This window comes from Cellulomonas persica (assembly GCF_007989825.1).
Lineage (GTDB): Bacteria > Actinomycetota > Actinomycetes > Actinomycetales > Cellulomonadaceae > Cellulomonas > Cellulomonas persica.
Genome location: NZ_BJUA01000021.1, coordinates 1 through 22491, shown reverse-complemented (window position 1 = coordinate 22491; position 22491 = coordinate 1). Strand labels below are relative to the sequence as shown.

The window sequence follows — 22491 nt, the reverse complement described above, 5'->3', positions numbered from 1 at the left end:
CGCGGTGCGACGGTGGCACGTTCATCGTCGTGACAGGCAGCACCCAGTGGAGGGACACCATGAGCTCGCGGCACCACTTCAACGGTCTCAAGACGGCCGCGCTGTTCGGCGTGATGTGGGGTGTGCTGCTGCTCGTCGGGTGGTTCCTCGGCGGCGGCACCCCGAAGTTCTTGTGGCTGTTCACCGTGCTCGGCCTCGTCGGCACCGCGGTGAGCTACTGGAACTCCGACAAGATCGCGATCCGCACCATGCAGGCCGTCCCCGTGACCGAGGTCGAGCAGCCCGCGATGTACCGCATCGTGCGCGAGCTCTCGACGCGGGCCGGGCAGCCGATGCCGCGCCTGTACGTCTCGCCGACGATGGCGCCCAATGCGTTCGCGACCGGCCGCAACCCCCGTAACGCGGCCGTGTGCTGCACCGCGGGCATCCTGCAGCTGCTCGACGAGCGCGAGCTGCGCGGTGTGCTCGGCCACGAGCTCCAGCACGTCTACAACCGCGACATCCTGACGTCGTCGGTCGCGGCGGCCGTCGCGGGCGTCATCACGTCGCTCGCCTCCATGGCGATGTGGTTCGGCGGGGGAGACCGGCGCGAGGGCGGCAACCCGCTCGCCGGCCTGCTGCTCCTCATCCTCGCGCCGCTCGCCGCCTCGATGATCCAGCTCGCGATCTCGCGCACGCGCGAGTACGACGCCGACGAGGACGGCGCCAGCCTCACCGGCGACCCCCTGGCGCTCGCGTCGGCGCTGCGCAAGCTCGAGCTCGGCACCGCGGCACGTCCGCTGCCCCAGGACCAGCGCCTGGAGAACGTGTCGCACCTCATGATCGCCAACCCGTTCAAGGGCGGTGCGGGCTTCGCGCGCCTCTTTGCGACGCACCCGCCCATGGCCGACCGCATCGCCCGCCTCGAGGCCCAGGCCGGCACCCACGGCGGCCTCACCCGCTACTGACCCACGCCCGCCCCGCGCACCCGCACGCCCGCCCCGCGCGCGACCGCCCGCCCACGAACGCACGCACCGCGCACGAACGCCCGCCCCGCGCACGAACGCCCGCCCGCCTGGCCGGCCCGCCCGCGCACGAACGCACGCCAGCGCGTCCGCCCAGGCACGCCCGTCCTGCGCACCCGCCCGCCCGCGCCTACCGCTCGCGCACGACTGCCCCGCGTGCCCGCCGCGCGTGCCCGCCACCACCCGCGAGCGCGGTAGATCGGTCGCGAGCGCTGCTCGTTGCGGACCGCGCTCACGTCGGATCTGCCGCGCTCGAACTCGATCTACCGCGCTCGTGGCGGGCCCGGGAGCGCGAGCGCGGGTGAACGCGCGCGAGCGCGGGCGATCAGGGACGAACGCGGGCCCGGAGGACCCGCGTTCGCGGTGGATCGCCCGCGCTCGCGGGGCGGGTCAGCGGTAGTTCGTGAACTGCAGAGCGGCGTCGACGTCGGAGCCCTTGAGGAGCGCGATCACGGCCTGCAGGTCGTCGCGACTCTTGGCCGAGACGCGCAGCTCGTCGCCCTGGATCTGCGTCTTGACGCCCTTGGGGCCCTCGTCACGCACGATCTTCGCGAGCTTCTTGGCGACCTCCGAGGACAGACCCTCCTTGATGCCCGCGGCGAGCCGGTACTCCTTGCCGGACGGCTTCGGCTCGCCGTCGCCCAGGTCGAGCGCCTTGAGCGAGATGCCGCGCTTGATGAGCTTGGTCTGGAGCACGTCCAGGATGGCGAGCACGCGCTCCGAGGAGTTCGCGACCATGAGGATCGACTCGCCGGACCACGCGATGGAGGCGCCGACGCCCTTGAAGTCGTACCGCTGGGCGATCTCCTTCGCGGCCTGGTTCAGGGCGTTGTCGACCTCCTGCCGGTCCACCTTGCTGACGACGTCGAACGACGACTCGCTCGCCATGGGCTGTCCTCCTCGTGCTCCTGGTGCTGCGCTGTGCGGGCCGGTGCGCGGCCGCCGCGGGTCCACCGAGGCCGCCGTTTTCTCGCCGGGGCCCTGGTGTTGCTATCCTTCCACGGCACGCTGCGCGAGCGACGACCGGAGACCACGGGTCCGGGTCCTTTCTCTCGACGGCACTGCACCCCGGCGGGTTACCCGAGTGGCCAAAGGGGGCTGACTGTAAATCAGCTGGCAACGCCTACGGGGGTTCGAATCCCTCACCCGCCACGTTGCCGAAGGGGCGTCCCGAACGGGACGCCCCTTCGTCGTCCCGGCGCCCACGGCCCCCGGCCCGCCCGAGCGCGTGCCCCCGAACCCGGCCCCCAGCCCGGCGGTTCCGAGCGCGTGTGATCGGGCGCGAGCGCGGCGTCGTGCTGACCGCACTCGCGCTCGTTCTACCGCGTTCGCGTCAGATGGGGTGCGCTCGCGCTCTTCGCTCCATGGTCTGCGCGGGGCGTCGGGCGGCGCCCGTGGGTCCTGCGGCGGGCGAGTGGCCTGGGGATGACGGGAACGGGGACGGCGGCACGCGTGGCACTCTGCCGCGATGCGGAGCGAAGACGGTCAGCGGGGGCTCATGACGGTCGCCGGCGAGGCGGCGCGGCTCGGGCGCGGGCGAGCGGGTCGTGTCCGGCTGCGGCGCGGTGCGTACGTGGGGTCCGCGCACTGGGCGAGCCTGACGGCCGACGAGCGTCACCTCGTGCGTGTCGAGGCGGTCGCCGCGGCGTGCACCGACCCGGTGTTCTCGCACTGGTCCGCCGCGGCGATCTGGGGTCTCCCGACGATCGGCCGGCCCGACGACCGCGTGCACCTGACCATCGCCGCGTCGTCGGGCGGCCGCTCGCAGGGCGACGTGGTGCGGCACGCGACCTCGGCCCCGCCGGAGCCCGAAGCGCGTCGCGGTCTGCTCGTCACGGGCGTGGCACGCACGGTTGTCGACCTCGCCCGGGCCGGTGGCCTCGCGTGCGGTCTCGTCGTCGCCGACGCGGCGCTGCGTGCCGGGCTCGTCGGCAGCGAGGCGCTGGACGACGAGGTGCGTCGTGCGGGAGCGGGGCGGGGGAGCCGGGCGGCGCGGCTCGTCGTCGACCATGCCGATGGTGCGTCGGAGTCGCCGGGCGAGTCGTTGAGCCGCGCTCGGATGATCGAGCACGGATTTCCGCTCCCGGTGCTCCAGCACGAGCTGCGGGATGCGCGCGGCTTCGTCGGACGCGTGGACTTCTGGTGGCCCGGTGCCCGCGTGGTGGGTGAGTTCGACGGCCGGGGGAAGTACGGCCTCGAGGCACGGACGGCCGCCGACGAGCTCTGGCGTGAGAAGCAGCGCGAGGACCGCATCCGGGCGGTGGTCGACGGCGTCGCGCGGTGGACGTGGGAGGACGCGTGGCGCGGCGGCCCGATGGCCGAGGCGCTGCGCCGCGCCGGCGTCCGCTAGCCACGAGCACCCGCACCGCGCGCTCCCTCGCGAGCGCGGTGGATCCCGTCGTGACCGCGGCGGGTGTGGCGCGAGCGCTGGTGACTGGGGGCGGCGCTCGGGCCCGATCTACCGCGCTCGGTTGCGGGCCTTGAGCGTGCCCGCGGGCGCGGTAGCGACGGCGCGAGCGCGGGGCGTGTGGTGCGAGTGCTGGTGACCTGGGGTGGCGCTCGGGCTCGATCTGCCGCGCTCGTGGAGCGCGTCGGGTGCGCGCGCGAGCGGTGCGGGTGCCGTGTGGGGTCGTGGCGGTGGGACGGTCGTAGGACTGTGGGACGGAGCGATTTCGCGGGTGGGCGGTTGGTTGTGTAGCCTGTTCCGCGCTGCCCCGATAGCTCAGTCGGCAGAGCGTCTCCATGGTAAGGAGAAGGTCAAGGGTTCGATTCCCTTTCGGGGCTCTGTGGTGTGTCTGGGGGTGCGGCTTCGGCCGCACCCTTGACCGCCCGAGGCGGGGTAGCTCAGTTGGTGAGAGCGCACGACTCATAATCGTGAGGTCGCGGGTTCGAACCCCGCTCCCGCTACACAGCCGGTAACTCCAGGCGTGCGTCGGCCGGCGCACCGCTGTACGAATCGCAGACGCGTCATTGCGCGAGAGGTGGCAAGACCATGGCCAGCAAGAGCTCGGACGTCCGTCCGAAGATCACGCTCGCTTGCACCGAGTGCAAGGAGCGCAACTACATCACGAAGAAGAACCGTCGGAACGACCCCGACCGTCTCGAGATGAAGAAGTTCTGCCCTCGCGAGAACCGCCACACGCTGCACCGCGAGACCCGCTGACCCTGGCGATGCCGGTCGACACCGGGTACGCCGGACGCGAGTACGCGCCGAACGCCGTCTTCGAGGTCGGGCGTGAGCACCTGCGGTCCTTCGCGGCCGCGGTCGGGGCACAGCACCCCGCTCACACCGACACGGAGGCGGCGCGTGCGTTGGGGCACCCTGACGTGATCGCGCCGCCGACGTTCGCCGTCGTGGTCGCGCAGCGCGCCGAGGCCCAGCTGTTCGAGGACCCCGCTGCGGGCATCGACTTCTCGCGCGTCGTCCACGCCGACGAGCGCTTCACGCACCACCGGCCGATCCACGCGGGCGACCGCCTCGTGACGGTTCTGCACGTCGACTCGATCGTCGAGCGCGCGGGCCTGGCGATGATCACCACGCGCGCGGAGATCGCGGCCGAGGACGGCGAGGCCGTCGCGACCGTCGTGAGCACGCTCGCCGTCCGGCCGGAGGAGTCCTGATGGCGCCGCAGCTCGCCGATCTCGAGGTCGGCCAGGAGGTCGCCCGGACGCAGGTCGTCGTCGACCGCGCCCGGCTCGTGCGGTACGCCGCCGCCTCGGGTGACTTCAACCCGATCCACTGGAACGAGCGCGTCGCCCGTTCGGTCGGACTTCCCGACGTCATCGCGCACGGCATGTGGACGATGGGCGCGGCGGTCGGTCCGGTCGCCGACTGGGTGGGCGACCCCGGCCGGGTCCTCGACTACCAGGTGCGTTTCACGCGTCCGATCCCCGTCCCCGACCCGGGCGACGCGACGGTCGAGGTCGTCGCGACCGTGGGGCTCGTCGACGAGTCCGCGGGGACCGCACGCATCGATCTCGCGGTGACCCTCGACGGTCAGCGCGTGCTGGGCAAGGCCCAGGCGGTCGTCCGCCTCTCCTGACGGCGCCCGACGAGCACGTCGGCGCACGCCGACGAGCGCGTCCGCGCGGCCCGTCGCCGAAACGCCCGGCCTCGCCGCTGGTCAGCGCGGTGCGGGTCCCGTGGTCGTGCCCGGGCGCAACGTGACCGCGAGCTCGACGGGCTCGGGCATCTCGCCCGCGAGCAGGCTCGCGACGGCCCGTCCGACGGTCGCGCCCTTCTCGGCGAGCGGCTGCGCGACGGACGTCAGGACGTCGGGCGCGAGCCACGGCAGGTCGAGCCCGTCGAACCCGGCCACGGACACGTCGTCGGGCACGCGCAGCCCGAGCTCGCGCGCGGCGAGCACGACGCCCGACGCGAGCAGGTCCGACTGGCACACGACCGCGGTGGGGCGCTGCGGCGCGGACAGGATCGCGAAGCCGGCCGTCTTGCCGTGCTCGACGAGCGAGGCGGGGGTCTCGTAGACCGCGGTCGGCGTGATGCCGGCGTCGAGCACGCCGTCGAGCCGACGCCGCGTGACCTGCCAGACGACCTCGTTCCAGCGCTCGGGCTCGACGAACCCGTCCCCTCGCTGCCGGTCGAACGCGAGGGTCACGCACGCGAACGACTCGTGGCCGAGCGACTGCAGGTGCTGCACGAGCTCGGTCATGCCGCGGCGGTCGTCGAGGCCGACGGTGGCGACGTCGGGCTCGGGGATGCCCTCGACGACGACCGTCGGGACGCCGCGGCGGCGCAGGGCCTCGAGCACGGGGTCGTGCGTGCCGGAGCCCCACAGGAGCACGGCGACGTCCATGCCGGCGGACAGCACGAGCGGGTCGACGGGCGGCTCGGCCGGGTCGCTGGGGCCGGGGATGAGCAGGACGCCGAGGCCCATCTCGCCGAGCGTGCTCACGAGCCCGTCGAGCACCTGGATCGAGACGGGGTCGCGGAACGAGCGGCGCAGCGCGTCGCCGACGACGACGCCGACGATGCCGGACCGTCCGCTGCGCAGCTGGCGGCCGAGCGGGTTGGGGCCGAGGTAGCCGAGCTCAGCCGCGGCGGCGAGGACGCGTTCGCGCGTGGCGGCGGCGATCGGGCCCGCGCCGGAGAACGCGAGCGACGCGGTCGAGACCGAGACCCCGGCGGTGGACGCGACGTCGGCGAGGGTCGGGCGCTGGGACGACAGCGGGCACCTCCGGGCTGGCGACTCGGGCACGTTCCGACGACCGCAGGCGGTCGGCAGGGCGGGTCCGACGAGGGCGCGGCGGGCGCCGGCGCACGTCGGTTGACGCAGCGGTCAGCGTACCCGCAGAATGGTGCGCGATCCTCAAATCGATTCGACCGTGCTTTGCGGCCGTGACTCGAATCGATTCGACATTGCTCGACCTGGCGGACTGCGCACGCGCGGCCGACCGACCGCACCGCAACACCCGCCCGCACCACCCGCTCCGGAGCTCCACCGTGACCCAGCGCGCCCGCGACACCCGCGCCCGCACCTCCCGCACGCCCGACGACGGCGCCCGCGTCGACCACGGTGGCGGCACCGACGGTCGTCGTGCCGACCTGCTCCCCGACGACGGCTCGACGGTCGCGGTCGTCCGGGCGCGCCTGCTGCTGCTCGGACTCTTCGCGCTGCAGGGCATCGCGTTCTCGAGCTGGCTCGCGCGCCTGCCCGCGGTCCGCGACGCGCTCGACCTGACCCCGGCCGCGCTCGGCGGCGTGCTGCTCGTCGGGTCCGTCGGGGCGCTGCTCACCGTGACGGTCGCCGGGATCGTGGTGCAGCGCTGGGGGAGCCGCGCGGCGATCGTCGCCTCGACGGTCGTGCTCGCGCTCGCGTACGTGCTCATGGGCGTCGGCCCCGGCGTGGGGTCGGTCGCGCTGCTGTGCGTCGGGGTGTTCCTCAACGGGGTGTCGATCGCGCTCGGGAACGTGCCGATCAACGTCGAGTCCGCGCGGATCGAGCGCGCGATGCGCCGCACGGTGATCCCGCAGTTCCACGCCGCCTACTCGATCGGCGCGGTGGTCGGCTCGGGCCTGGGCGCGCTCGCCTCGCGTCAGGGCGTCTCGCCCGCCGTGCACTTCGCGGCGGTCGCCGCGGTGGCGGTGGTCTGGCGGCTCGCGTCCGTGCGCGGCGTGGTGCTGCCCCAGGGCCCGTCCGACGCCCCGCTCGAGGTCGTCCCGGCGACGCCGCAGCACGACGCCGCGACGAGCCCGGTCCAGGGCGACGGCGCAGCCGGCGTCGTGGCCGCCTCGCGTTCCCGTCGCCGGGTCGGCAGCGCGCTGGACGCGTGGCGCGAGCCGCGCACGCTCCTCATCGGCGTCGTGATCATGGCGGCGGCGCTCTCGGAGGGCTCGGCCAACGACTGGCTCTCGATCGCGGTCGTCGATGGCTTCGGCCGGACCGAGGCGGTCGGCGGCGCGGTGCTCGCGCTGTACGTCGCGGCGATGACGGTCGTGCGGCTCGTCGGGACGCGCATGATCGACCGGTACGGACGCGTGCTCGTCCTGCGGGTCTCCGGTGTCGTCTCGATCGTCGGGCTCGTGGTGTTCGGGTTCGCGCCGACGTTCGAGCTCGCGTCGCTCGGCGTGGTCGCGTGGGGGTTCGGGGCCGCGCTCGCGGTGCCGATCGGCATCGCGGCGGCGTCCGACGACCCCGTGCGGGCCGCGGGGCGCGTCGCCGTCATCTCGTCGTTCTCGTCGGTCGCCTCGATCGCGGCCCCGCCGCTGCTCGGGCTGGCGGCGCAGTCGATGGGCGCGCGCCACGCGCTCGTGCTGATCGCCGTCGCGATGGTCGCGAGCGTGACCTTCGCGCACCGCACGGCACGCCCGACGGGCCCCGACGCCGCCGCCGCGCCGACCACCGCGCAGGTGAGCGTCCCGACCGGCGCCGCCGACGTCGTCGTCGACCCGACCGTGCTGACACCCGACCTGCCCAGTCCGAGAACCGGTGCGCACGAACGCACGCCGCACGAGGGGGTTCGCGTACCGTGAGCAACGCTTCGACAGACGACGTCAGGGAGGACGCCGTGCGCCTGCGGATCACGCGCGACCCGGTGCAGGCCGCGTCGTTCGCCGTCTTCGCGACGTTCTTCCTGAGCGGCTTCAACTTCGCGAGCTGGGCGTCGCGCCTGCCCGCGGTCCGCGACGGCCTCGAGCTGTCGGCCGGCCAGATCGGTCTGCTGCTGCTCGTCGGGTCGGTGGGCTCGCTCGTCGCGCTCCCGCTGTCCGGGACGATCATCGAGCACCTGCGCGCTCGCCGGACGGTGCTGTACTCGGCGCTCCTCAACGCCGGCGGCCTGTCGCTCGCGGCCGTCGGCGTCGCGGCGGGCTCGGTGGTCCTGGCCGGCGTCGGCCTCGTGGTCTACGGGGTCGGCACCGGCGTGTGGGACGCGGCCATGAACGTCGAGGGCGCGGTCGTCGAGCAGCGCCTCGGCAAGACGGTGATGCCGCGCTACCACGCCGGGTTCTCGCTCGGGACGGTCGCGGCGGCCGGCGTCGCCGCCGTCGCCGCGTGGCTGCACGTCCCGGTCGTCGTGCACCTGCCGGTGGTCCTCGCGCTGTCGAGCGTCGCGGTCGTGCTGTCGATCCGCGCATACCTGACGGACGCGGCCGAGCCGTCGTCCACCCCAGACGTCGGGACGCCGGACGAGGCGCCCGTCGGGGCGGGCCGGGCGCGGCGTGCGCTCGCGGCCTGGCTCGAGCCCCGCACGCTCCTCATCGGTCTCGTCGTCCTCGCGGCCGCGCTGACCGAGGGCTCGGCGAACGACTGGGTGAGCCTCGCGGTCGTCGACGGCTTCGAGACGCCGCACGCCGTGGGTGCCGTCGCGCTGGGGGTGTTCCTCGCGTCGATGACGACGATGCGCTGGTTCGGCACCGCGCTGCTCGACCGCTACGGCCGGGTGTTCGTCCTGCGGCTGTGCGCCGTGCTGGCGCTCGTGGGCCTTGCGCTGTTCGGCCTGGCGCCGACGATCTGGCTCGCCGTGATCGGGATCATCGCCTGGGGTGCGGGCGCGGCGCTCGGCTTCCCGGTCGGGATGAGCGCCGCGGCCGACGACCCGCTGCGAGCGGCCGCGCGCGTGTCCGTGGTCTCGACGATCGGCTACTCCGCGTTCCTCGCGGGCCCGCCGCTGCTGGGTCTGCTCGCGCAGCACGTCGGGTACCGCCACGCGCTGCTCGTCATCCTCGTGCCCGTCGCGCTCGGCATCTTCGTCGCCGGGGCGGCCGCGCCGCTGCGCCGGCCCGAGCCGGCCGACGAGGCCACGGTGCCGGTCGACCGCCCGTAGCCTGGTCGCATGACCGTCGGCACCACACCCCGTCTCGCAGACCTGACGACGCTCGGCGTCGGCGGCCCCGTCGGGCGGTACGTCGAGACGACGACCGAGGCGGACCTGATCGACGCGGTGCGCACCGCCGACGAGGCCGGTGAGCCGGTGCTCGTGCTCGGCGGCGGCTCGAACCTGCTCGTCGCGGACACGGGCTTCGAGGGTGTCGTCGTGCGCGACGTGCGGACCGGGATCGACGTGCCCGACCACTCGGCCTGCGCGGGCGTCACGTACACGGTGCCGGCGGGGACCCCGTGGGACGACGTCGTCGCGGAGGCGACGAGCCACCGCCTGTACGGGATCGAGGCGCTGTCCGGCATCCCCGGCTCGACGGGCGCGACGCCCGTGCAGAACGTCGGTGCGTACGGGCAGGAGGTCGCGCAGACCATCGCGACCGTGCGCGTCTGGGACCGCGAGCGGGCGCGGGTGCGGACGCTGCCGGTCGTCGACCTGCGGTTCGGCTACCGCACGTCGCTGCTCAAGCGTTCGCTCCTGGCGGCCGACGACCCGCGTCGCGACCCGCGTGACCCGGCCGACGAGCGTGCGCCGTGGGGCCCGACGCCGCGGTACGTGGTGCTGGACGTGACGTTCCAGCTGCGCCAGGGCACGCTGTCCGCGCCGATCGCGTACGGCGAGCTCGCCCGGGCCCTCGGTGTCGAGGTCGGCCGGCGCGCGCCGCTGCTCGACGTGCGCGCGGCCGTGCTCGAGCTGCGCGGACGCAAGGGGATGGTGCTGGACCCGGCGGACGCCGACACGCGCAGCGCGGGCTCGTTCTTCACCAACCCGATCCTGTCCGCGTCGGCGGCCGACGAGCTGCCCGCCGACGCGCCGCGCTACGCAGCGGGGGACGGGCTGGTCAAGACGAGCGCCGCGTGGCTCATCGAGCACGCGGGCTTCGCGCGCGGGCACGGCCTGCCCGGCGCGGCGGCGTTGTCGACGAAGCACACGCTCGCGCTGACGAACCGCGGCGGCGCGACGAGCGAGGACCTGCTCACGCTCGCGCGCGAGGTCCGCGACGGCGTGCGCGCGGCGTTCGGCGTGGTGCTGGAGCCCGAGCCCGTGCTCGTCGGGGTCACCCTGTAGCCCAGGCCCGCCGGGCGGTCCGCAGCCGCGCTCTCGGTGACGCCGCTCGCTCGGTGACGCCGTGCTCTCGGTGACGCCGCGCTCTCGGGAACGGCGCAGGTCCCCGGTCGGGTCAGGCGTCGGGGCTCGCGAGCCAGTCGTCGACGCCCGCGAGCAGCCGCGCCCGCACCGCCTCGCCGGCGCGGCTCGCTCGGATCGACGAACGCGCCAGGTCGGCGAGAGCCTCGTCGTCGAACCCGTGCACGTCGCGCGCGACCTCGTACTGCGCGAGCAGGCGCGAACGGAACAGCAGTGGGTCGTCGGCGCCGAGCGCGACCTGCGCGCCCGCGTCGACGAGCGCCCGCAGCGGGACGGACGCCGCGTCGGGGTACACGCCGAGCGACACGTTCGACGCCGGGCACACCTCGAGCGCCACCCCGGACGCGACGACCTCGTCCAGGAGGCGCGGGTCCTCACCCGTGCGCACGCCGTGCCCGAGCCGGTCGGGGTGCAGGTGCGTGACGACGTCCTGGACGTGCGCGGGGCCGAGCAGCTCGCCGCCGTGCGGCACCGAGGCGAGCCCGGCTCGTCGTGCGATCGCGAAGGCCGGCGCGAACTCCGCGGTGTCGCCGCGGCGCTCGTCGTTCGACAGGCCGAACCCGACGACCTGCCCGGGGCCGTCGCCCGCGTGCCGCGCGGCGAGCCGTGCGAGCGTGCGTGCCTCGAGCGGGTGCCGCATACGAGACGCCGCGACGACCACGCCGATGTCCACGCCCGCACGCTGGCTCGAGGCGCGCGCCTCGTCGAGCACGATCTCGAGCGCGGGCGTGATGCCGCCGACGAACGGCGCGTACGAGGTCGGGTCGACCTGGATCTCCAGGCGCCCCGACCTCTCCGCCGCGTCGTCCGCCGCAGCCTCCGCGATGATCCGCCGCATGTCCGACTCCCCGCGCACGCACGCGCGCGCGGCGTCGTACAGCCGCTGGAACCGGAACCAGCCCCGCTCGTCGGCCGGGACGTGCAGCGGGTCCGCGTCGAGCAGCACCGCCGGCAGGCGGATGCCGTGCCGCTCGGCGAGCTCACCGAGCGTGCTCACGCGCATCGACCCGGTGAAGTGCAGGTGGAGGTGCGCCTTCGGGAGCAGGGCCAGGTCGCGCACGGCCGTCAGTCTGCCAGGTGACCAGCGACGTCGATCAGCCGAGTGAATCTTGTCCACCCTGGGGATGGCGCGCACGTCTGGCTTGCCCGTTTCTCTACGATGTGCGGGCCGTCGCCTCCCTGGCGCCGCGCGACGACCCCAGGGGGTTACATGAACCACGACCCGTACGCCGCGCTCCTCGACGACCCGTCGACGTCCGCGGCGCAGCTCGCCCGGCTCGCCGCCGAGCGCCCGGACCTGCGCGTGCGGATCGCGTCGCACCCGGCCGCCTACCCCGAGCTGCTCGGCTGGCTCGCGGCGCAGGGCGACCCCGCGGTGGCGGCGGCGGTGGCCGCGCGAGCAGCCGGTGTGGCGCCCGCTGCCCCCGCGCCGGCCCCTGCACCCGCTCCGGCGCCGCAGCCCTACGCCGGCGGCCAGCCGCAGGCCGCGCCGCAGCCCTACGTGACGACGCCGGGCCTCGTCCCCGACGGCTACCCCCAGCCCGGTCAGGACGGCTACGACCCGACGGCCGAGTTCGCGCCCGTCGGCGAGCAGCCGCGGCGCCGTCGCACCGGCCTGTGGGTCGGCGCGGGTGTCGCGGCCGTCGTGCTCATCGGCGCGGGCGGGTACGCGGCGTGGGCGACGGTGCTGAGCAAGCTCGGCGGCGCGTCCTCGCCCGACGCGGCCGTGAGCCAGCTCCTCAAGGGTGCGACCGACAAGGACGTCATCGCCGTGTACGGCGTGCTCGCACCGTCGGAGGTCGCGACGTTCCGCGACGCGTTCGACGGGCTGGGCGACCTCGCGGGCGACGACACGTACGTCGACACGGAGAAGCTGTCGGAGGTGCTCGACGCGCTCGAGGTGGACCTCGAGGGCCTCGAGCTCACGGTCGAGGAGGTCGACGAGGGTCTCGCGAAGGTCACGATCGCCGAGGGCACGCTCACGGTCGACGGTGACCCGCAGACCATCGCGGACCTCATGGTCGAGGCGGTCGAGCCGCTCATCGAGGCGAAGGTCATGCCCGAGCCGACCGACGAGGAGCGCACCGAGACGGTCGACGAGCTCGGGGCGGAGCTGCCCTGGTCGGTCAGCGCCGACGAGCTCACGTGGCAGTCCCAGGCGGGCGAGGAGAAGCCGTTCCTCATGGCCGTCGAGGAGGGCGGCGACTGGTACGTCAGCCCGCTCATGACGATCGGCGAGTACGTCACCGTGGGCACGGGCGGGACCCGGGGCGCCATGCCGTCGGACGACGACGAGGGGTTCTCGTCGCCGCAGGACGCGGGCACGGCCCTCGTCGAGGCGCTGCCTGGTCTCGCGACGGGCGACCTGAACGCGCTCGGCGACGTGCTGTCGATCGGCGAGCGGCGGTTCGTCTCGGTGTACGCGTCGCAGTGGACGAACGGGTCGTCCTCGTCGGACGGCGACGGACTCACGGTCGACTCGGCCACGTTCACGTCGAAGGACCTGGGCAACGGGCGCGCGCTGCTGCTGCCCGAGAAGGTCGTCCTGACGGCCGACGGTGAGACGGCCACGGTCGAGGGCACCTGCGTCACGGCGCCCGGCGCCGGCGGGTCCGAGAAGATGTGCCTCGCCGACAGCAACCCGGGCCTGACGGAGCTGGGCGTGGACGAGTGGGGCCTGGTCGCGGTCAAGGAGGACGGCGGCTGGCGCGTCTCGGCGCTCGCGACGTTCGCCCACCTGATCGAGAGTGTGAGCGAGAACGTCGCGCGCCTCGAGGACGAGGGCAAGTTCGAGGACCGCGAGTGGGTCGAGGACACGTTCGGCGAGAGCCTGTCCGGCCTGCTCGGCGGCGGTCTGGGCGGCGGCCTCGGTGGACTCGGTGGCCTCGACGCGGGTGGTGGCTGGACCGGCGGCGACGACTGGCTCGACGACGCCGAGGACCTCGACCTGGGCGGCGGCACGGACGACGCGGGCACCGACGACGGCGACGACACGTTCGACGACTGGGACTCGACGGCGTGGGACGTGCAGTCCGACCTGTTCACGCTCGGCATCGAGGTCTCGATGTACTACATCGACCCGAAGGGCGCGCTCACGCCGAACGCCCTGGCCATCACGGACGGCCAGTACGTCCTGACCACGCCGGACGGCTCGCGCGAGGTCGGCGAGGTCTCGGACGGCGTGACCGGGGTGCGGTTCCTGCCCGGCTCGGACGACGGCTCGGACTTCTGCGTCGAGCTCACGACCGCTGACGGACCGTGGTCGTACACGCCGAGCGGCAGCGCGGCCGAGGGCGGCTGCGAGGGCTGAACCACCGCCTGCCGTCCGGCTGGCCCGGGGTGGACCCGCGGTCAGTCGGACGGCAGGTAGCCGCGCGCCATGGCGACCGTCACGGCGTGCGTGCGGTCGTCGACGCCGAGCTTGGCGAACACCCGCAGCAGGTGCGTCTTGACGGTCGCCTCGGCGATGAAGAGCTCCTGGCCGATCGCGGCGTTCGACAGCCCGCGCGCGACCGCGGCGAGCACCTGCGTCTCGCGAGCGGTGAGCCGCTCGTCGCTGCCGCCGCGCAGCTGCTGCACGAGGCGCCGCGCGACCGACGGCGACAGCGCGGCCTCGCCGCGCGCGGCCGCCCGCACCCCCGCGACCAGCTCGGCGCGGGGCGTGTCCTTGAGCAGGTACCCGGTCGCACCGGCCTCCACGGCCCGCAGGATGTCGGCGTCGGTCTCGTACGTCGTGAGCACCAGCACGCGCGTGCGGGGCAGCTCGGCGACGAGCCGCGCGGTCGCCGCCGCGCCGTCGAGCCGCGGCATGCGCAGGTCCATGAGCACGAGGTCGGGTCGCAGCTCGTGCGCGATCGCGACCACCTCCTCGCCGTCGGACGCCTCGCCGACGACCTCGACGTCCGGCTCGACGCCGAGCAGCCCCGCGATGCCGGACCGCACCACGGGGTGGTCGTCCGCGATGACCACACGGATCATGCGAGGTCCTCCGTCCTGGGTGCGCGAGCGGGTACGGGCAGACGCAGCGTGACACGCGTCCCCGCTCCGGGTGTGCCGTCGACCTGCAGCCGGCCGCCGGTGACGCGGGCGCGCTCGCGCATCCCGCGCAGCCCGGTGCCCTCGCGGTCGTCGGCGCGGAACCCGCGACCGTCGTCGTCGACCACGAGCTCGACGTGGTCCCGCCGGTCCCGCGCCTCCTCGTCGTCCGTCTCGCGGGACCCGGGACCGCTGCCCGCAAGTCGACGCAGGCGCACCGTCACGCGGCGCGCACCTGCGTGCCGACGCACGTTGGCGAGTGACTCCTGCGCGGCCCGCAGCACGGCGACCGCCGCGTCCTGGTCGACGTCCACGTCGTCGACCTCGACGGTCACGTCGATCCCCGTCTGGGCGTGCAGCTGCTCGGCGAGCCTGCGCAGGGCGGCGGCGAGCCCGCCGTCGAGCGCGGGCGGCGTGAACGCGGCGACGAGCGCGCGCGCCTCGGCGAGGTTGTCCCGCGCGACCGCCTCGATCTGCGTGAGGCGCTCGCGGGCGCGCGCGCCCTGCCCGGCGTCGAGCTCGGCCGCCGACGTCTGCGCGAGCATGACGACGCTCGTGAAGCCCTGCGCGAGCGTGTCGTGGATCTCCTGGGCGAGCCGCGCGCGCTCGGCGTACACGCCCTCGGCGTGGTGGCTCGCAGCGAGCGCGCTCTGCGCGGCACGCAGCTCGTCGACCAGCACCGCTCGCTCCGCGCTCTGCTCGGCGACGTACGTGACCCACAGCCCGAGGGCGAGGGAGAACACGAGGCCGAGCGTCGCCTGGCCCGCGATGGCGGGCAGCTCGTGCGGCTGTGCCTCGACCCGCAGCGCGGTGGCCACGATGACGCCGATCGTCAGCGCGACCGCCCACAGGACCCCGTGGACGCGCGTCAGGGCGAAGAACCAGACCTGCGAGTACGCGACGAACAGCAGGACGATCCCGAGCTCGCCCAGCCCGGTCTCGTACGACGTGACGAGCACGAGGACGACGAGGTAGGCCTGCGTGAGGCGGGCGTCGCCGCGGTGCGCGCCGCGGCGGCCGAGCAGCTGGTAGGCGACGACGAGCACGACGAAGCCGGCGAGCGCACCGACCACCGCGTGCACGGTCCCGGCCGTCGGCACCGTGAACGCGGCCGACGTCGTGACCATGACCCAGAACGCGACGTCCCAGCCGCGCATCGACCGCCGCCAGAACTCCTCGCGGCCGCCGACCGAGCTCACGTCGCTCCCGTCGTCGTCCAGGTCGTCCCGCACAGCGGGGTGAGCGTCGTGGTGGGAGGTCACGTCAGCCGTCGTCCCGCCGCCGCCACCGGAACCAGCGGACGCCGACGACGAGCCCGGCGACCAGCCACACGAGCAGCACGAGGGCGATCGCGCCGTGCTGCCACGAGCCGCTCGGCTCGAGCGCCGCGGCCTCGTCGGGCAGGAACACCGACCGCATGCCCTGCGCCATCCACTTCAGCGGGAACACCGAGGCGACCTGCTGCATCCACGTCGGGAGCTGGTCGAACTGGAAGAACACCCCGGAGATGAACTGCAGGACGAGGACGATCGGCGTGACGACCGCACTCGCGGACCGGCCGCTGCGGGGGATCGACGAGAACCCGACGCCGCACACCGCACCGGTCGCGGTACCCAGCAGGAAGATCCAGGCGAACGTGCCCCACGTGGCGGCGTCGTCGGGCATCGGGACGTCGAACAGCGACGACGCGACGACCAGGAGGATGGCCACCTGCAGCACGCAGCTCACGAGCACCTGACCGACCTTGCCGAGGAAGTACGACGCGGCGGGCAGCGGCGTGGCGCGCAGGCGCTTGAGCCCGCCCTCGTCGCGCTCGACGGCGATCGCGAGCGCGAGGTTCTGGAAGCTCGACAGCATGACGCCGGTGGCGACCATGCCGGGCAGGAAGTACTGCGCGAACGGCACGGAGTCGGTCCCGAAGTCGATGGTCGTGCCGTCCTGCCCGAACACCGTCGCGAAGATCGCGAGCATGATCACCGGGTAGGCGAAGATGAAGATCACCGCGTCGCGCTCGCGGAAGAAGCCGCGCACCTCGTACCGCGTGCGGGCCAGCCCGAGGCGCAGCGTGCCGGGCAGGGGCGGGTTCGCACGCGCCTGCGGCCGGGCCTGGGTGGTGGCGCTCATCGGACGTCCTCCGTGGTGGGCAGGTCGCGGTCGGCCGGGTCGGTGCTCGACCCCTCGATCAGGCTGAGGTAGACGTCCTCGAGCGTGGGGCGCAGCACCTGCAGCCCGGGAACCTCGCCGTACGTGTCGGCGAGCTCGCGCACGACCGCGGTCGGCGCGTCGGTGCGCACCTCGCGCGGGCCGTCCGCCGCGGTCCAGCGCACGAGCGCCTGCCGCGCGGTCCGCCCGCCCAGGTCGGCGGGGGCGCCCTGCGCGACGACCTTGCCCGCGTTCACGACGACGACCCGGTCGGCCAGGTGCTCGGCCTCCTCCAGGTAGTGCGTGGTGAGCAGGATCGTCGCGCCGTCCTCCCGCAGCCCGGTGATCAGGTCCCAGAAGGACCGACGGGCCTCGGGGTCGAACCCGGTCGTCGGCTCGTCGAGGAACACGAGCTCGGGCCGGCCGACGATGCCGAGCGCGACGTCGAGGCGTCGACGCTGGCCGCCCGAGAGCTGCCGCGTGCGCGTCCCGACCTTCTCGCGCAGACCGACGGCGTCGATGACCTCGTCGGCGTCGCGTGCGCCGGGGTAGTACTGCGCGAAGTGGTGGACGACCTCGCCGACCGTCGCCTCGGCGAGGTCGTTCGTGGTCTGCAGGACGACGCCGAGGCGCGAGCGCCAGGCGCGGCCCGCCGTCGCCGGGTCCTGCCCGAGCACGCGCACCTCTCCCGAGTCCCGCTGCCGGAAGCCCTCGAGGATCTCGACGGTCGTGGTCTTGCCGGCGCCGTTCGGACCGAGCACGGCGAGGATCTCGCCCTGGTCGACGACGAGGTCCAGCCCGTCGACGGCCCTCTTCTCGCCGTAGGCCTTGCGCAGCGCGCTGACCTCGACGGCTGGTGCTGATGTCATGGCACCAGCCTGGCCTCTCGCCCGTCGCGGGTGAAGGACCGGAGGGCCGGTTCGGATGTCCACCGGACGGTGGACACGCGACCGCGATCCGCCCGATCCCCGACCGACCGGCGCGAACCGGACGGTCGGGTCAGCGGGCCTCGCCCAGGAGCTCCTGGATCCGGGACACACCCTCGACGAGGTCGTCGTCGCCGAGCGCGTACGACAGACGCACGAACCCGGACGGCCCGAACGCCTCACCGGGCACCACGGCGACCTCGACCTGCTCGAGGATCAGCGCAGCGAGCTCGGCGGACGTCGTCGGCGTGACGCCACGGATCGAGCGGCCCAGCACGCCCTCGACCGACGGGTAGGCGTAGAACGCGCCCTTCGGGACCGGCACGACGACGCCGTCGATGGTCGAGAGCATCTCGACCATCGTGCGGCGTCGGCGGTCGAACGCGCTGCGCATCTCGGCCACGGCCGTCAGGTCGCCCGTGAGCGCGGCGATCGCGGCCCGCTGCGAGACGTTGGCGACGTTGGACGTCAGGTGGCTCTGGAAGTTCGTCGCGGCCTTGATGACGTCGGACGGGCCGATCATCCAGCCCACGCGCCAGCCGGTCATCGCATACGTCTTGGCGACGCCGTTGAGCACGATGGAGGTGTCCACGAGCTCGGGCACGACGCGCTGGATCGGCGTGAACACCGCCTCGTCGTACGTGAGGTGCTCGTAGATCTCGTCGGTGACGACCCAGATCCCGTGCTCGAGCGCCCACCGTCCGATCTCGGCGGTCTGCTCGGGGGAGTACACCGCACCGGTCGGGTTGGACGGCGAGCAGAACAGCAGCACCTTGGTGCGCTCGGTCCGTGCCGCCTCGAGCTGCTCGACCGTCACGAGGTAGCCCTGGTCGGCGCCCGCGAAGACCTCGACCGGCACGCCGCCGGCGAGCCGGACCGCCTCGGGGTACGTGGTCCAGTACGGCGCGGGCAGGATCACCTCGTCACCCGGGTCGACGACCGCGGCGAACGCCTGGAACACGGCCTGCTTGCCACCGTTGGTGACCAGCACGTCCTGCGGACGCACCTCGTAGCCCGAGTCGCGCAGCGTCTTGGCCGCGATGGCCTCCTTGAGCGCCGGCAGACCGCCCGCGGGGCTGTAGCGGTGGTTGGCCGGGTCCCGCACCGCCGCGAGCGCGGCCTCGACGATGGGGGCGGGCGTCGGGAAGTCCGGCTCGCCCGCGCCGAACCCGATCACCGGGCGCCCGGCGGCCTTGAGGGCCTTGGCCTTGGCGTCGACCGCGAGGGTCGCCGACTCGGCGATCGCGCCGAGGCGCTGGGAGACACGGGGGCGGGAGGGCGTCTGCGGGCTCACCCGGCCATAGTGGCAGAGGTCACGCGACGCGGGCGCGCACATTCCGGCTCGCGGATGGTGGGACGCGGCGTGTGGTCAGGTCCTCCGGGTCCGCGGCCCGGGTCACGGTCCGGAACCTGTCAGGAACCTGTCCGGATCGTTCCCCGACGGCTCCCTGACGGTGGCGTGCGGACGCGGTTCGACCCGGGGCCCGCTGTCACGTATGGTTGTCCACCGGCGGTTGACGTTCGCCAAGATGACCCGTGCCCGCAGGGCCTGCTCGCAGGCTCCGCAGCGTGGTCGTCGCGGCCGCGTCGTCGTCGTAGGGCAGTGGCGCAAGTGGTAGCGCAGCGGTCTCCAAAACCGCAGGTTGCAGGTTCGAGTCCTGTCTGCCCTGCGCAAGTTCCATGCCCGCGGCACGTTCGCGGCGGGCACCACGAGTTATCGACGAGACGCAGAGGCCACGACGTGAGCGAAACCGCAGCCTCCGCGGCGCACGACGCCGAGGGTTCGGCGCGGGCGTCCGCGACGAAGAACAAGTCCGGCGAGCGCCGCGGCCTGTTCGCGCGCATTGCGCTGTTCGTGCGCCAGGTCGTCGCCGAGCTCAAGAAGGTCGTCCGCCCGACGCGGCAGGACCTCATCACCTACACGTCGGTCGTCCTCGTGTTCGTCGCCGTGGTCATGGCGTTCGTGACGCTGGTCGACCTGGGCATCGGCCGGGTCACCTTCTGGGTGTTCGGAGGCTGACCCTCCGCGGCCTGCGTGGCCGCCCCGGCTCGGTCGAGCCGCATCCCGTTCTTGAAGAAAGCAGGTTCGTACGTGTCGCACGAGTCGTCTGAGCCCACCCCGGCCGACGTCGAGCTCGAGGACGCAGTGGAGTCGGTCGAGGCCGTCGAGTCGTCGGTGGAGCCCGACGAGCCCGCTGCCGGGACCGAGTCCGACGAGGCTGCCGCCGAGTCCGAGGAGACCGCCGCCGACGAGACCGTCGCCGAGGGCGACGAGGTCGCGTCCGACGAGTCGTCCTCCGACGACGAGATCGACCCCGACGAGGACCCGGTCGCCGCGTTCAAGGCGCGCCTGCGCAGCCTGCCCGGTGACTGGTACGTCATCCACTCGTACGCGGGTTACGAGAACCGCGTGAAGGCGAACCTCGAGAACCGCACGCAGAGCCTCAACATGGAGGACTTCATCTACCAGGTGGAGGTCCCCATGGAGGAGGTCGTGGAGATCAAGAACGCGCAGCGCAAGGTCGTGCGCCGCGTCCGGATCCCCGGCTACGTCCTCGTGCGCATGGACCTGACCGACGAGTCGTGGGGCGCCGTGCGGCACACGCCCGGCGTCACGGGCTTCGTCGGCCACACGCACCAGCCCGTCCCGCTGACGCTGGACGAGGTGTTCTCGATGCTCGCCCCGACGCTCGAGGTCAAGGCGCCCACCGCGCCGGCCGCTGCGTCCAAGGCCGCGAGCCGGATCCAGGTCGACTTCACGGTCGGCGAGTCGGTCACCGTCACGGACGGCCCGTTCGACACGCTGCCCGCGACGATCTCGGAGATCAACGCGGAGAACCAGAAGCTCAAGGTGCTCGTCTCGATCTTCGGCCGGGAGACCCCGGTCGAGCTCTCGTTCAGCCAGGTCGCCAAGCTCTGACCGTGCGCGGTCGGACGCTCGCCTGAGCGGACGAGGACGGCCCCTGCCCTCCGGCAGAGGCCACTGCAACCGGGTCATCGCCCACGGCGTCGGCCCACGACGAAGGAAGGGAGGGCACCATGCCCCCCAAGAAGAAGGTCACCGGCCTCATCAAGCTCCAGATCAACGCCGGCGCGGCCACGCCCGCCCCGCCGATCGGCCCCGCGCTCGGTCAGCACGGCGTGAACATCATGGAGTTCTGCAAGGCGTACAACGCGGCGACCGAGTCGCAGCGCGGCAACGTCATCCCCGTCGAGATCACGGTGTACGAGGACCGCTCGTTCACCTTCATCACGAAGACGCCGCCGGCCGCCGAGCTCATCAAGAAGGCCGCGGGTGTCCCCAAGGGTTCCTCGACGCCGCACACGGTCAAGGTTGCGAGCCTGACCCGCGAGCAGGTGCGTGAGATCGCCTCGACGAAGCTCGAGGACCTCAACGCGAACGACCTGGACGCGGCGGAGAAGATCATCGCCGGCACCGCCCGGTCGATGGGTATCACGGTCGCCGACTGACGGTCGGCACCGCACCACCAGTGGCAGGGCCCGCGTGCGGCCCGTCTGACCACGACTGCTGAACAAGGAGAACAAGCAGATGCCCAAGCACAGCAAGGCGTACCGCGCCGCCGCCGAGAAGATCGAGGCCGGCAAGCTGTACAGCCCCCTGGCCGCCGTCCGCCTCGCGCAGGCGACGTCGACCACCAAGTACGACGCGACCGTCGAGGTGGTCTTCCGCCTCGGGATCGACCCCCGCAAGGCGGACCAGATGGTCCGTGGCACCGTCAACCTGCCGCACGGCACGGGCAAGACGGCGCGCGTCATCGTCTTCGCGACGGGTGAGCGTGCCGAGCAGGCGCGCGCCGCGGGTGCCGACGAGGTCGGTGGCGACGAGCTGATCGAGAAGGTGGCCGCCGGCTACACCGACTTCGACTCGGCCGTCGCGACGCCGGACCTCATGGGCAAGGTCGGTCGACTCGGCAAGGTCCTGGGTCCGCGTGGCCTCATGCCGAACCCGAAGACCGGCACCGTGACGATGGACGTGGCCAAGGCCGTGTCCGACATCAAGGGCGGCAAGATCGAGTTCCGTGCCGACCGGCACGCGAACCTGCACTTCATCATCGGCAAGACGTCGTTCTCCGACGTCCAGCTCGTGGAGAACTACGCCGCGGCGCTCGACGAGATCCTGCGTCTCAAGCCGTCGGCGTCGAAGGGTCGCTACGTCACGAAGGCGACCATCTCGACCACGAACGGCCCCGGGATCCTGCTCGACCAGAACAAGACCCGTGCGCTGACCGCCGAGGACGAGGACTGATCTCGCCCCTGCTGCACTCGTCCTGATCGGACGAGGCTGATCTGACGAAGGCCCGGCCCCCCGTTCGGGGGCCGGGCCTTCGCCGTGGCCGGGCACCACCCCGGCGAGCCTCGGGTCGTCGTCCCGCCCGCACGCACGACGACGACCCGACGACATCTCACTGGCCGGAGCGCTGCGCCCTCTCACCCGCGGCGTAGCCCGCCCGGTACGCGCGCGCGACGGACCGTCGAGCCGCCGCGACCGCGGCACGCGAGGCGGCCTGGTACGCCGCGACGTACGCGGCGCGGTAGGCCGCGCGCCGCACGTCCGCCGTCGTGCGCCGCACCGCCGCCGCAGCGGCGGCACGCGCGCGACGGGTCGCCGCGGCCTGTGCCGCGCGCACGCCCGCCGCGTACGCCGACCGGACCTGCGCCGCTCCCCGTCGGACCCCCGCCGCGTAGACGGCGTTGACGCTTCGTGCCGCCGAGGGCTGCCCCCCGACGCCCTCGGTGAAGGGCTCGGTGAAGGGTTTCGTGCCGAGTGCCTCCGTGAACGGCTCGGTGAACGGTTCGGTGAAGGGCTCCGTGAACGGGTTGGCTCCGAGCGCCTCGGTGAAGGGCTCGGTGAACGGCTCGGTGAAGGGCTCCGTGAAGGG

The 22491-nt window shown here is 73.5% G+C and carries 21 protein-coding genes, 4 tRNA genes and 1 pseudogene; 17 read left to right on the top strand and 9 right to left on the bottom strand.

Features of this window, described 5'->3' with window-relative positions:
* Nucleotides 1–59 precede the first annotated feature (59 nt).
* The gene (htpX, locus tag CPE01_RS15100) at nucleotides 60–947 is read left to right on the top strand and encodes a zinc metalloprotease HtpX (protein WP_146807647.1); all 888 of its coding nucleotides are present in this window, start codon (nucleotides 60–62) and stop codon (nucleotides 945–947) included.
* 447 nt (nucleotides 948–1394) lie between these two features.
* On the opposite strand, the gene CPE01_RS15095 is transcribed toward htpX, so the two are convergent.
* Nucleotides 1395–1892: a YajQ family cyclic di-GMP-binding protein gene (locus tag CPE01_RS15095; RefSeq protein WP_146807634.1), complete on the bottom strand. Its 498-nt coding sequence runs from the start codon at nucleotides 1890–1892 to the stop codon at nucleotides 1395–1397.
* Nucleotides 1893–2074: 182 nt separating this feature from the next.
* Between CPE01_RS15095 and CPE01_RS15090 the strand changes: the two genes are divergently transcribed.
* The 7 genes from CPE01_RS15090 to CPE01_RS15060 all read left to right on the top strand — a co-directional run bounded on the left by CPE01_RS15090 (nucleotide 2075) and on the right by CPE01_RS15060 (nucleotide 5047).
* Nucleotides 2075–2156: transfer RNA gene (locus CPE01_RS15090), tRNA-Tyr, on the top strand.
* Between the two features lie 316 nt (nucleotides 2157–2472).
* Nucleotides 2473–3354, top strand: coding sequence for a hypothetical protein (locus CPE01_RS15085; RefSeq protein WP_146807633.1), 882 nt, complete (start codon nucleotides 2473–2475; stop codon nucleotides 3352–3354).
* A 361-nt stretch (nucleotides 3355–3715) separates the two neighbouring features.
* Nucleotides 3716–3788, top strand: a tRNA-Thr gene (locus CPE01_RS15080).
* A gap of 49 nt (nucleotides 3789–3837) precedes the next feature.
* Nucleotides 3838–3911 (top strand) — tRNA-Met (locus CPE01_RS15075).
* A gap of 85 nt (nucleotides 3912–3996) precedes the next feature.
* Nucleotides 3997–4167 (top strand): 50S ribosomal protein L33, encoded by a 171-nt coding sequence (rpmG, locus tag CPE01_RS15070; protein WP_013882814.1) that lies wholly within the window; start codon nucleotides 3997–3999, stop codon nucleotides 4165–4167.
* Nucleotides 4168–4175: 8 nt separating this feature from the next.
* Complete coding sequence (locus CPE01_RS15065; protein ID WP_146807632.1) at nucleotides 4176–4625, top strand: FAS1-like dehydratase domain-containing protein; 450 nt, start codon at nucleotides 4176–4178, stop codon at nucleotides 4623–4625.
* Nucleotides 4625–5047 carry a MaoC family dehydratase gene (locus CPE01_RS15060; protein WP_146807631.1) on the top strand — a complete coding sequence of 141 codons (423 nt, stop codon included), beginning with the start codon at nucleotides 4625–4627 and terminating at the stop codon, nucleotides 5045–5047. The genes CPE01_RS15065 and CPE01_RS15060 overlap by 1 nt, the downstream gene beginning before the upstream one ends.
* A gap of 81 nt (nucleotides 5048–5128) precedes the next feature.
* Here CPE01_RS15060 and CPE01_RS15055 read toward each other — a convergent pair whose 3' ends face one another.
* Nucleotides 5129–6220 carry a LacI family DNA-binding transcriptional regulator gene (locus CPE01_RS15055; RefSeq protein ID WP_246783987.1) on the bottom strand — a complete coding sequence of 364 codons (1092 nt, stop codon included), beginning with the start codon at nucleotides 6218–6220 and terminating at the stop codon, nucleotides 5129–5131.
* 245 nt (nucleotides 6221–6465) lie between these two features.
* On the opposite strand from CPE01_RS15055, the gene CPE01_RS15050 reads away from it, so the two are divergent.
* Genes CPE01_RS15050 through CPE01_RS15040 form a run of 3 tightly spaced genes read left to right on the top strand, consistent with a single transcriptional unit; the run spans nucleotide 6466 to nucleotide 10409 of the window.
* Entirely contained in the window at nucleotides 6466–7995 is a 1530-nt protein-coding gene (locus tag CPE01_RS15050; RefSeq protein ID WP_246783986.1) for an MFS transporter, read from the top strand.
* A gap of 35 nt (nucleotides 7996–8030) precedes the next feature.
* Nucleotides 8031–9287, top strand: coding sequence for an MFS transporter (locus tag CPE01_RS15045; RefSeq protein ID WP_146807630.1), 1257 nt, complete (start codon nucleotides 8031–8033; stop codon nucleotides 9285–9287).
* 9 nt (nucleotides 9288–9296) lie between these two features.
* Entirely contained in the window at nucleotides 9297–10409 is a 1113-nt protein-coding gene (locus CPE01_RS15040; protein WP_146807629.1) for a UDP-N-acetylmuramate dehydrogenase, read from the top strand.
* Between the two features lie 112 nt (nucleotides 10410–10521).
* Here CPE01_RS15040 and CPE01_RS15035 read toward each other — a convergent pair whose 3' ends face one another.
* A complete protein-coding gene (locus CPE01_RS15035; RefSeq protein ID WP_146807628.1) occupies nucleotides 10522–11547 on the bottom strand; it encodes an adenosine deaminase in 1026 nt (341 codons plus the stop codon).
* Nucleotides 11548–11697: 150 nt separating this feature from the next.
* On the opposite strand from CPE01_RS15035, the gene CPE01_RS15030 reads away from it, so the two are divergent.
* Complete coding sequence (locus tag CPE01_RS15030) at nucleotides 11698–13797, top strand: variant leucine-rich repeat-containing protein (protein ID WP_146807627.1); 2100 nt, start codon at nucleotides 11698–11700, stop codon at nucleotides 13795–13797.
* A 41-nt stretch (nucleotides 13798–13838) separates the two neighbouring features.
* On the opposite strand, the gene CPE01_RS15025 is transcribed toward CPE01_RS15030, so the two are convergent.
* The 5 genes from CPE01_RS15025 to CPE01_RS15005 all read right to left on the bottom strand — a co-directional run bounded on the left by CPE01_RS15025 (nucleotide 13839) and on the right by CPE01_RS15005 (nucleotide 18926).
* On the bottom strand, nucleotides 13839–14465 hold the full coding sequence (locus CPE01_RS15025; RefSeq protein WP_146807626.1) for a response regulator: 627 nt from the start codon (nucleotides 14463–14465) through the stop codon (nucleotides 13839–13841).
* Complete coding sequence (locus CPE01_RS15020) at nucleotides 14462–15754, bottom strand: sensor histidine kinase (protein ID WP_246783985.1); 1293 nt, start codon at nucleotides 15752–15754, stop codon at nucleotides 14462–14464. The genes CPE01_RS15025 and CPE01_RS15020 overlap by 4 nt, the downstream gene beginning before the upstream one ends.
* Nucleotides 15755–15785: 31 nt before the next feature.
* Nucleotides 15786–16646, bottom strand: coding sequence for an ABC transporter permease (locus tag CPE01_RS15015; protein WP_146807625.1), 861 nt, complete (start codon nucleotides 16644–16646; stop codon nucleotides 15786–15788).
* Nucleotides 16643–17533 carry an ABC transporter ATP-binding protein gene (locus CPE01_RS15010; RefSeq protein WP_146807624.1) on the bottom strand — a complete coding sequence of 297 codons (891 nt, stop codon included), beginning with the start codon at nucleotides 17531–17533 and terminating at the stop codon, nucleotides 16643–16645. The genes CPE01_RS15015 and CPE01_RS15010 overlap by 4 nt, the downstream gene beginning before the upstream one ends.
* Nucleotides 17534–17663: 130 nt before the next feature.
* Nucleotides 17664–18926, bottom strand: coding sequence for a pyridoxal phosphate-dependent aminotransferase (locus CPE01_RS15005; RefSeq protein WP_146807623.1), 1263 nt, complete (start codon nucleotides 18924–18926; stop codon nucleotides 17664–17666).
* Nucleotides 18927–19187: 261 nt separating this feature from the next.
* Between CPE01_RS15005 and CPE01_RS15000 the strand changes: the two genes are divergently transcribed.
* The 5 genes from CPE01_RS15000 (at nucleotide 19188) to rplA (ending at nucleotide 21857) form a co-directional block, all read left to right on the top strand.
* Nucleotides 19188–19260: transfer RNA gene (locus tag CPE01_RS15000), tRNA-Trp, on the top strand.
* A gap of 71 nt (nucleotides 19261–19331) precedes the next feature.
* Entirely contained in the window at nucleotides 19332–19610 is a 279-nt protein-coding gene (gene secE, locus CPE01_RS14995) for a preprotein translocase subunit SecE (RefSeq protein WP_146807622.1), read from the top strand.
* Nucleotides 19611–19682: 72 nt separating this feature from the next.
* Nucleotides 19683–20510 carry a transcription termination/antitermination protein NusG gene (nusG, locus tag CPE01_RS14990; protein WP_146807621.1) on the top strand — a complete coding sequence of 276 codons (828 nt, stop codon included), beginning with the start codon at nucleotides 19683–19685 and terminating at the stop codon, nucleotides 20508–20510.
* A gap of 119 nt (nucleotides 20511–20629) precedes the next feature.
* The gene (gene rplK, locus CPE01_RS14985; RefSeq protein ID WP_146807620.1) at nucleotides 20630–21061 is read left to right on the top strand and encodes a 50S ribosomal protein L11; all 432 of its coding nucleotides are present in this window, start codon (nucleotides 20630–20632) and stop codon (nucleotides 21059–21061) included.
* Nucleotides 21062–21140: 79 nt separating this feature from the next.
* A complete protein-coding gene (gene rplA / locus CPE01_RS14980) occupies nucleotides 21141–21857 on the top strand; it encodes a 50S ribosomal protein L1 (protein ID WP_146807619.1) in 717 nt (238 codons plus the stop codon).
* 157 nt (nucleotides 21858–22014) lie between these two features.
* Here rplA and CPE01_RS16540 read toward each other — a convergent pair.
* Nucleotides 22015–22491, bottom strand: a pseudogene (locus tag CPE01_RS16540) (peptidase S32); the annotation flags it as partial.

Bases quoted from the DNA above. Each gene is read 5' to 3' on its own strand.
- htpX (WP_146807647.1), top strand. From the start codon at position 60: ATGAGCTCGCGGCACCACTTCAACGGTCTCAAGACGGCCGCGCTGTTC.
- CPE01_RS15095 (WP_146807634.1), bottom strand. From the start codon at position 1,892: ATGGCGAGCGAGTCGTCGTTCGACGTCGTCAGCAAGGTGGACCGGCAG.
- CPE01_RS15085 (WP_146807633.1), top strand. From the start codon at position 2,473: ATGCGGAGCGAAGACGGTCAGCGGGGGCTCATGACGGTCGCCGGCGAG.
- rpmG (WP_013882814.1), top strand. From the start codon at position 3,997: ATGGCCAGCAAGAGCTCGGACGTCCGTCCGAAGATCACGCTCGCTTGC.
- CPE01_RS15065 (WP_146807632.1), top strand. From the start codon at position 4,176: ATGCCGGTCGACACCGGGTACGCCGGACGCGAGTACGCGCCGAACGCC.
- CPE01_RS15060 (WP_146807631.1), top strand. From the start codon at position 4,625: ATGGCGCCGCAGCTCGCCGATCTCGAGGTCGGCCAGGAGGTCGCCCGG.
- CPE01_RS15040 (WP_146807629.1), top strand. From the start codon at position 9,297: ATGACCGTCGGCACCACACCCCGTCTCGCAGACCTGACGACGCTCGGC.
- CPE01_RS15030 (WP_146807627.1), top strand. From the start codon at position 11,698: ATGAACCACGACCCGTACGCCGCGCTCCTCGACGACCCGTCGACGTCC.
- CPE01_RS15025 (WP_146807626.1), bottom strand. From the start codon at position 14,465: ATGATCCGTGTGGTCATCGCGGACGACCACCCCGTGGTGCGGTCCGGC.
- CPE01_RS15015 (WP_146807625.1), bottom strand. From the start codon at position 16,646: ATGAGCGCCACCACCCAGGCCCGGCCGCAGGCGCGTGCGAACCCGCCC.
- CPE01_RS15010 (WP_146807624.1), bottom strand. From the start codon at position 17,533: ATGACATCAGCACCAGCCGTCGAGGTCAGCGCGCTGCGCAAGGCCTAC.
- CPE01_RS15005 (WP_146807623.1), bottom strand. From the start codon at position 18,926: ATGTGCGCGCCCGCGTCGCGTGACCTCTGCCACTATGGCCGGGTGAGC.
- rplK (WP_146807620.1), top strand. From the start codon at position 20,630: ATGCCCCCCAAGAAGAAGGTCACCGGCCTCATCAAGCTCCAGATCAAC.
- rplA (WP_146807619.1), top strand. From the start codon at position 21,141: ATGCCCAAGCACAGCAAGGCGTACCGCGCCGCCGCCGAGAAGATCGAG.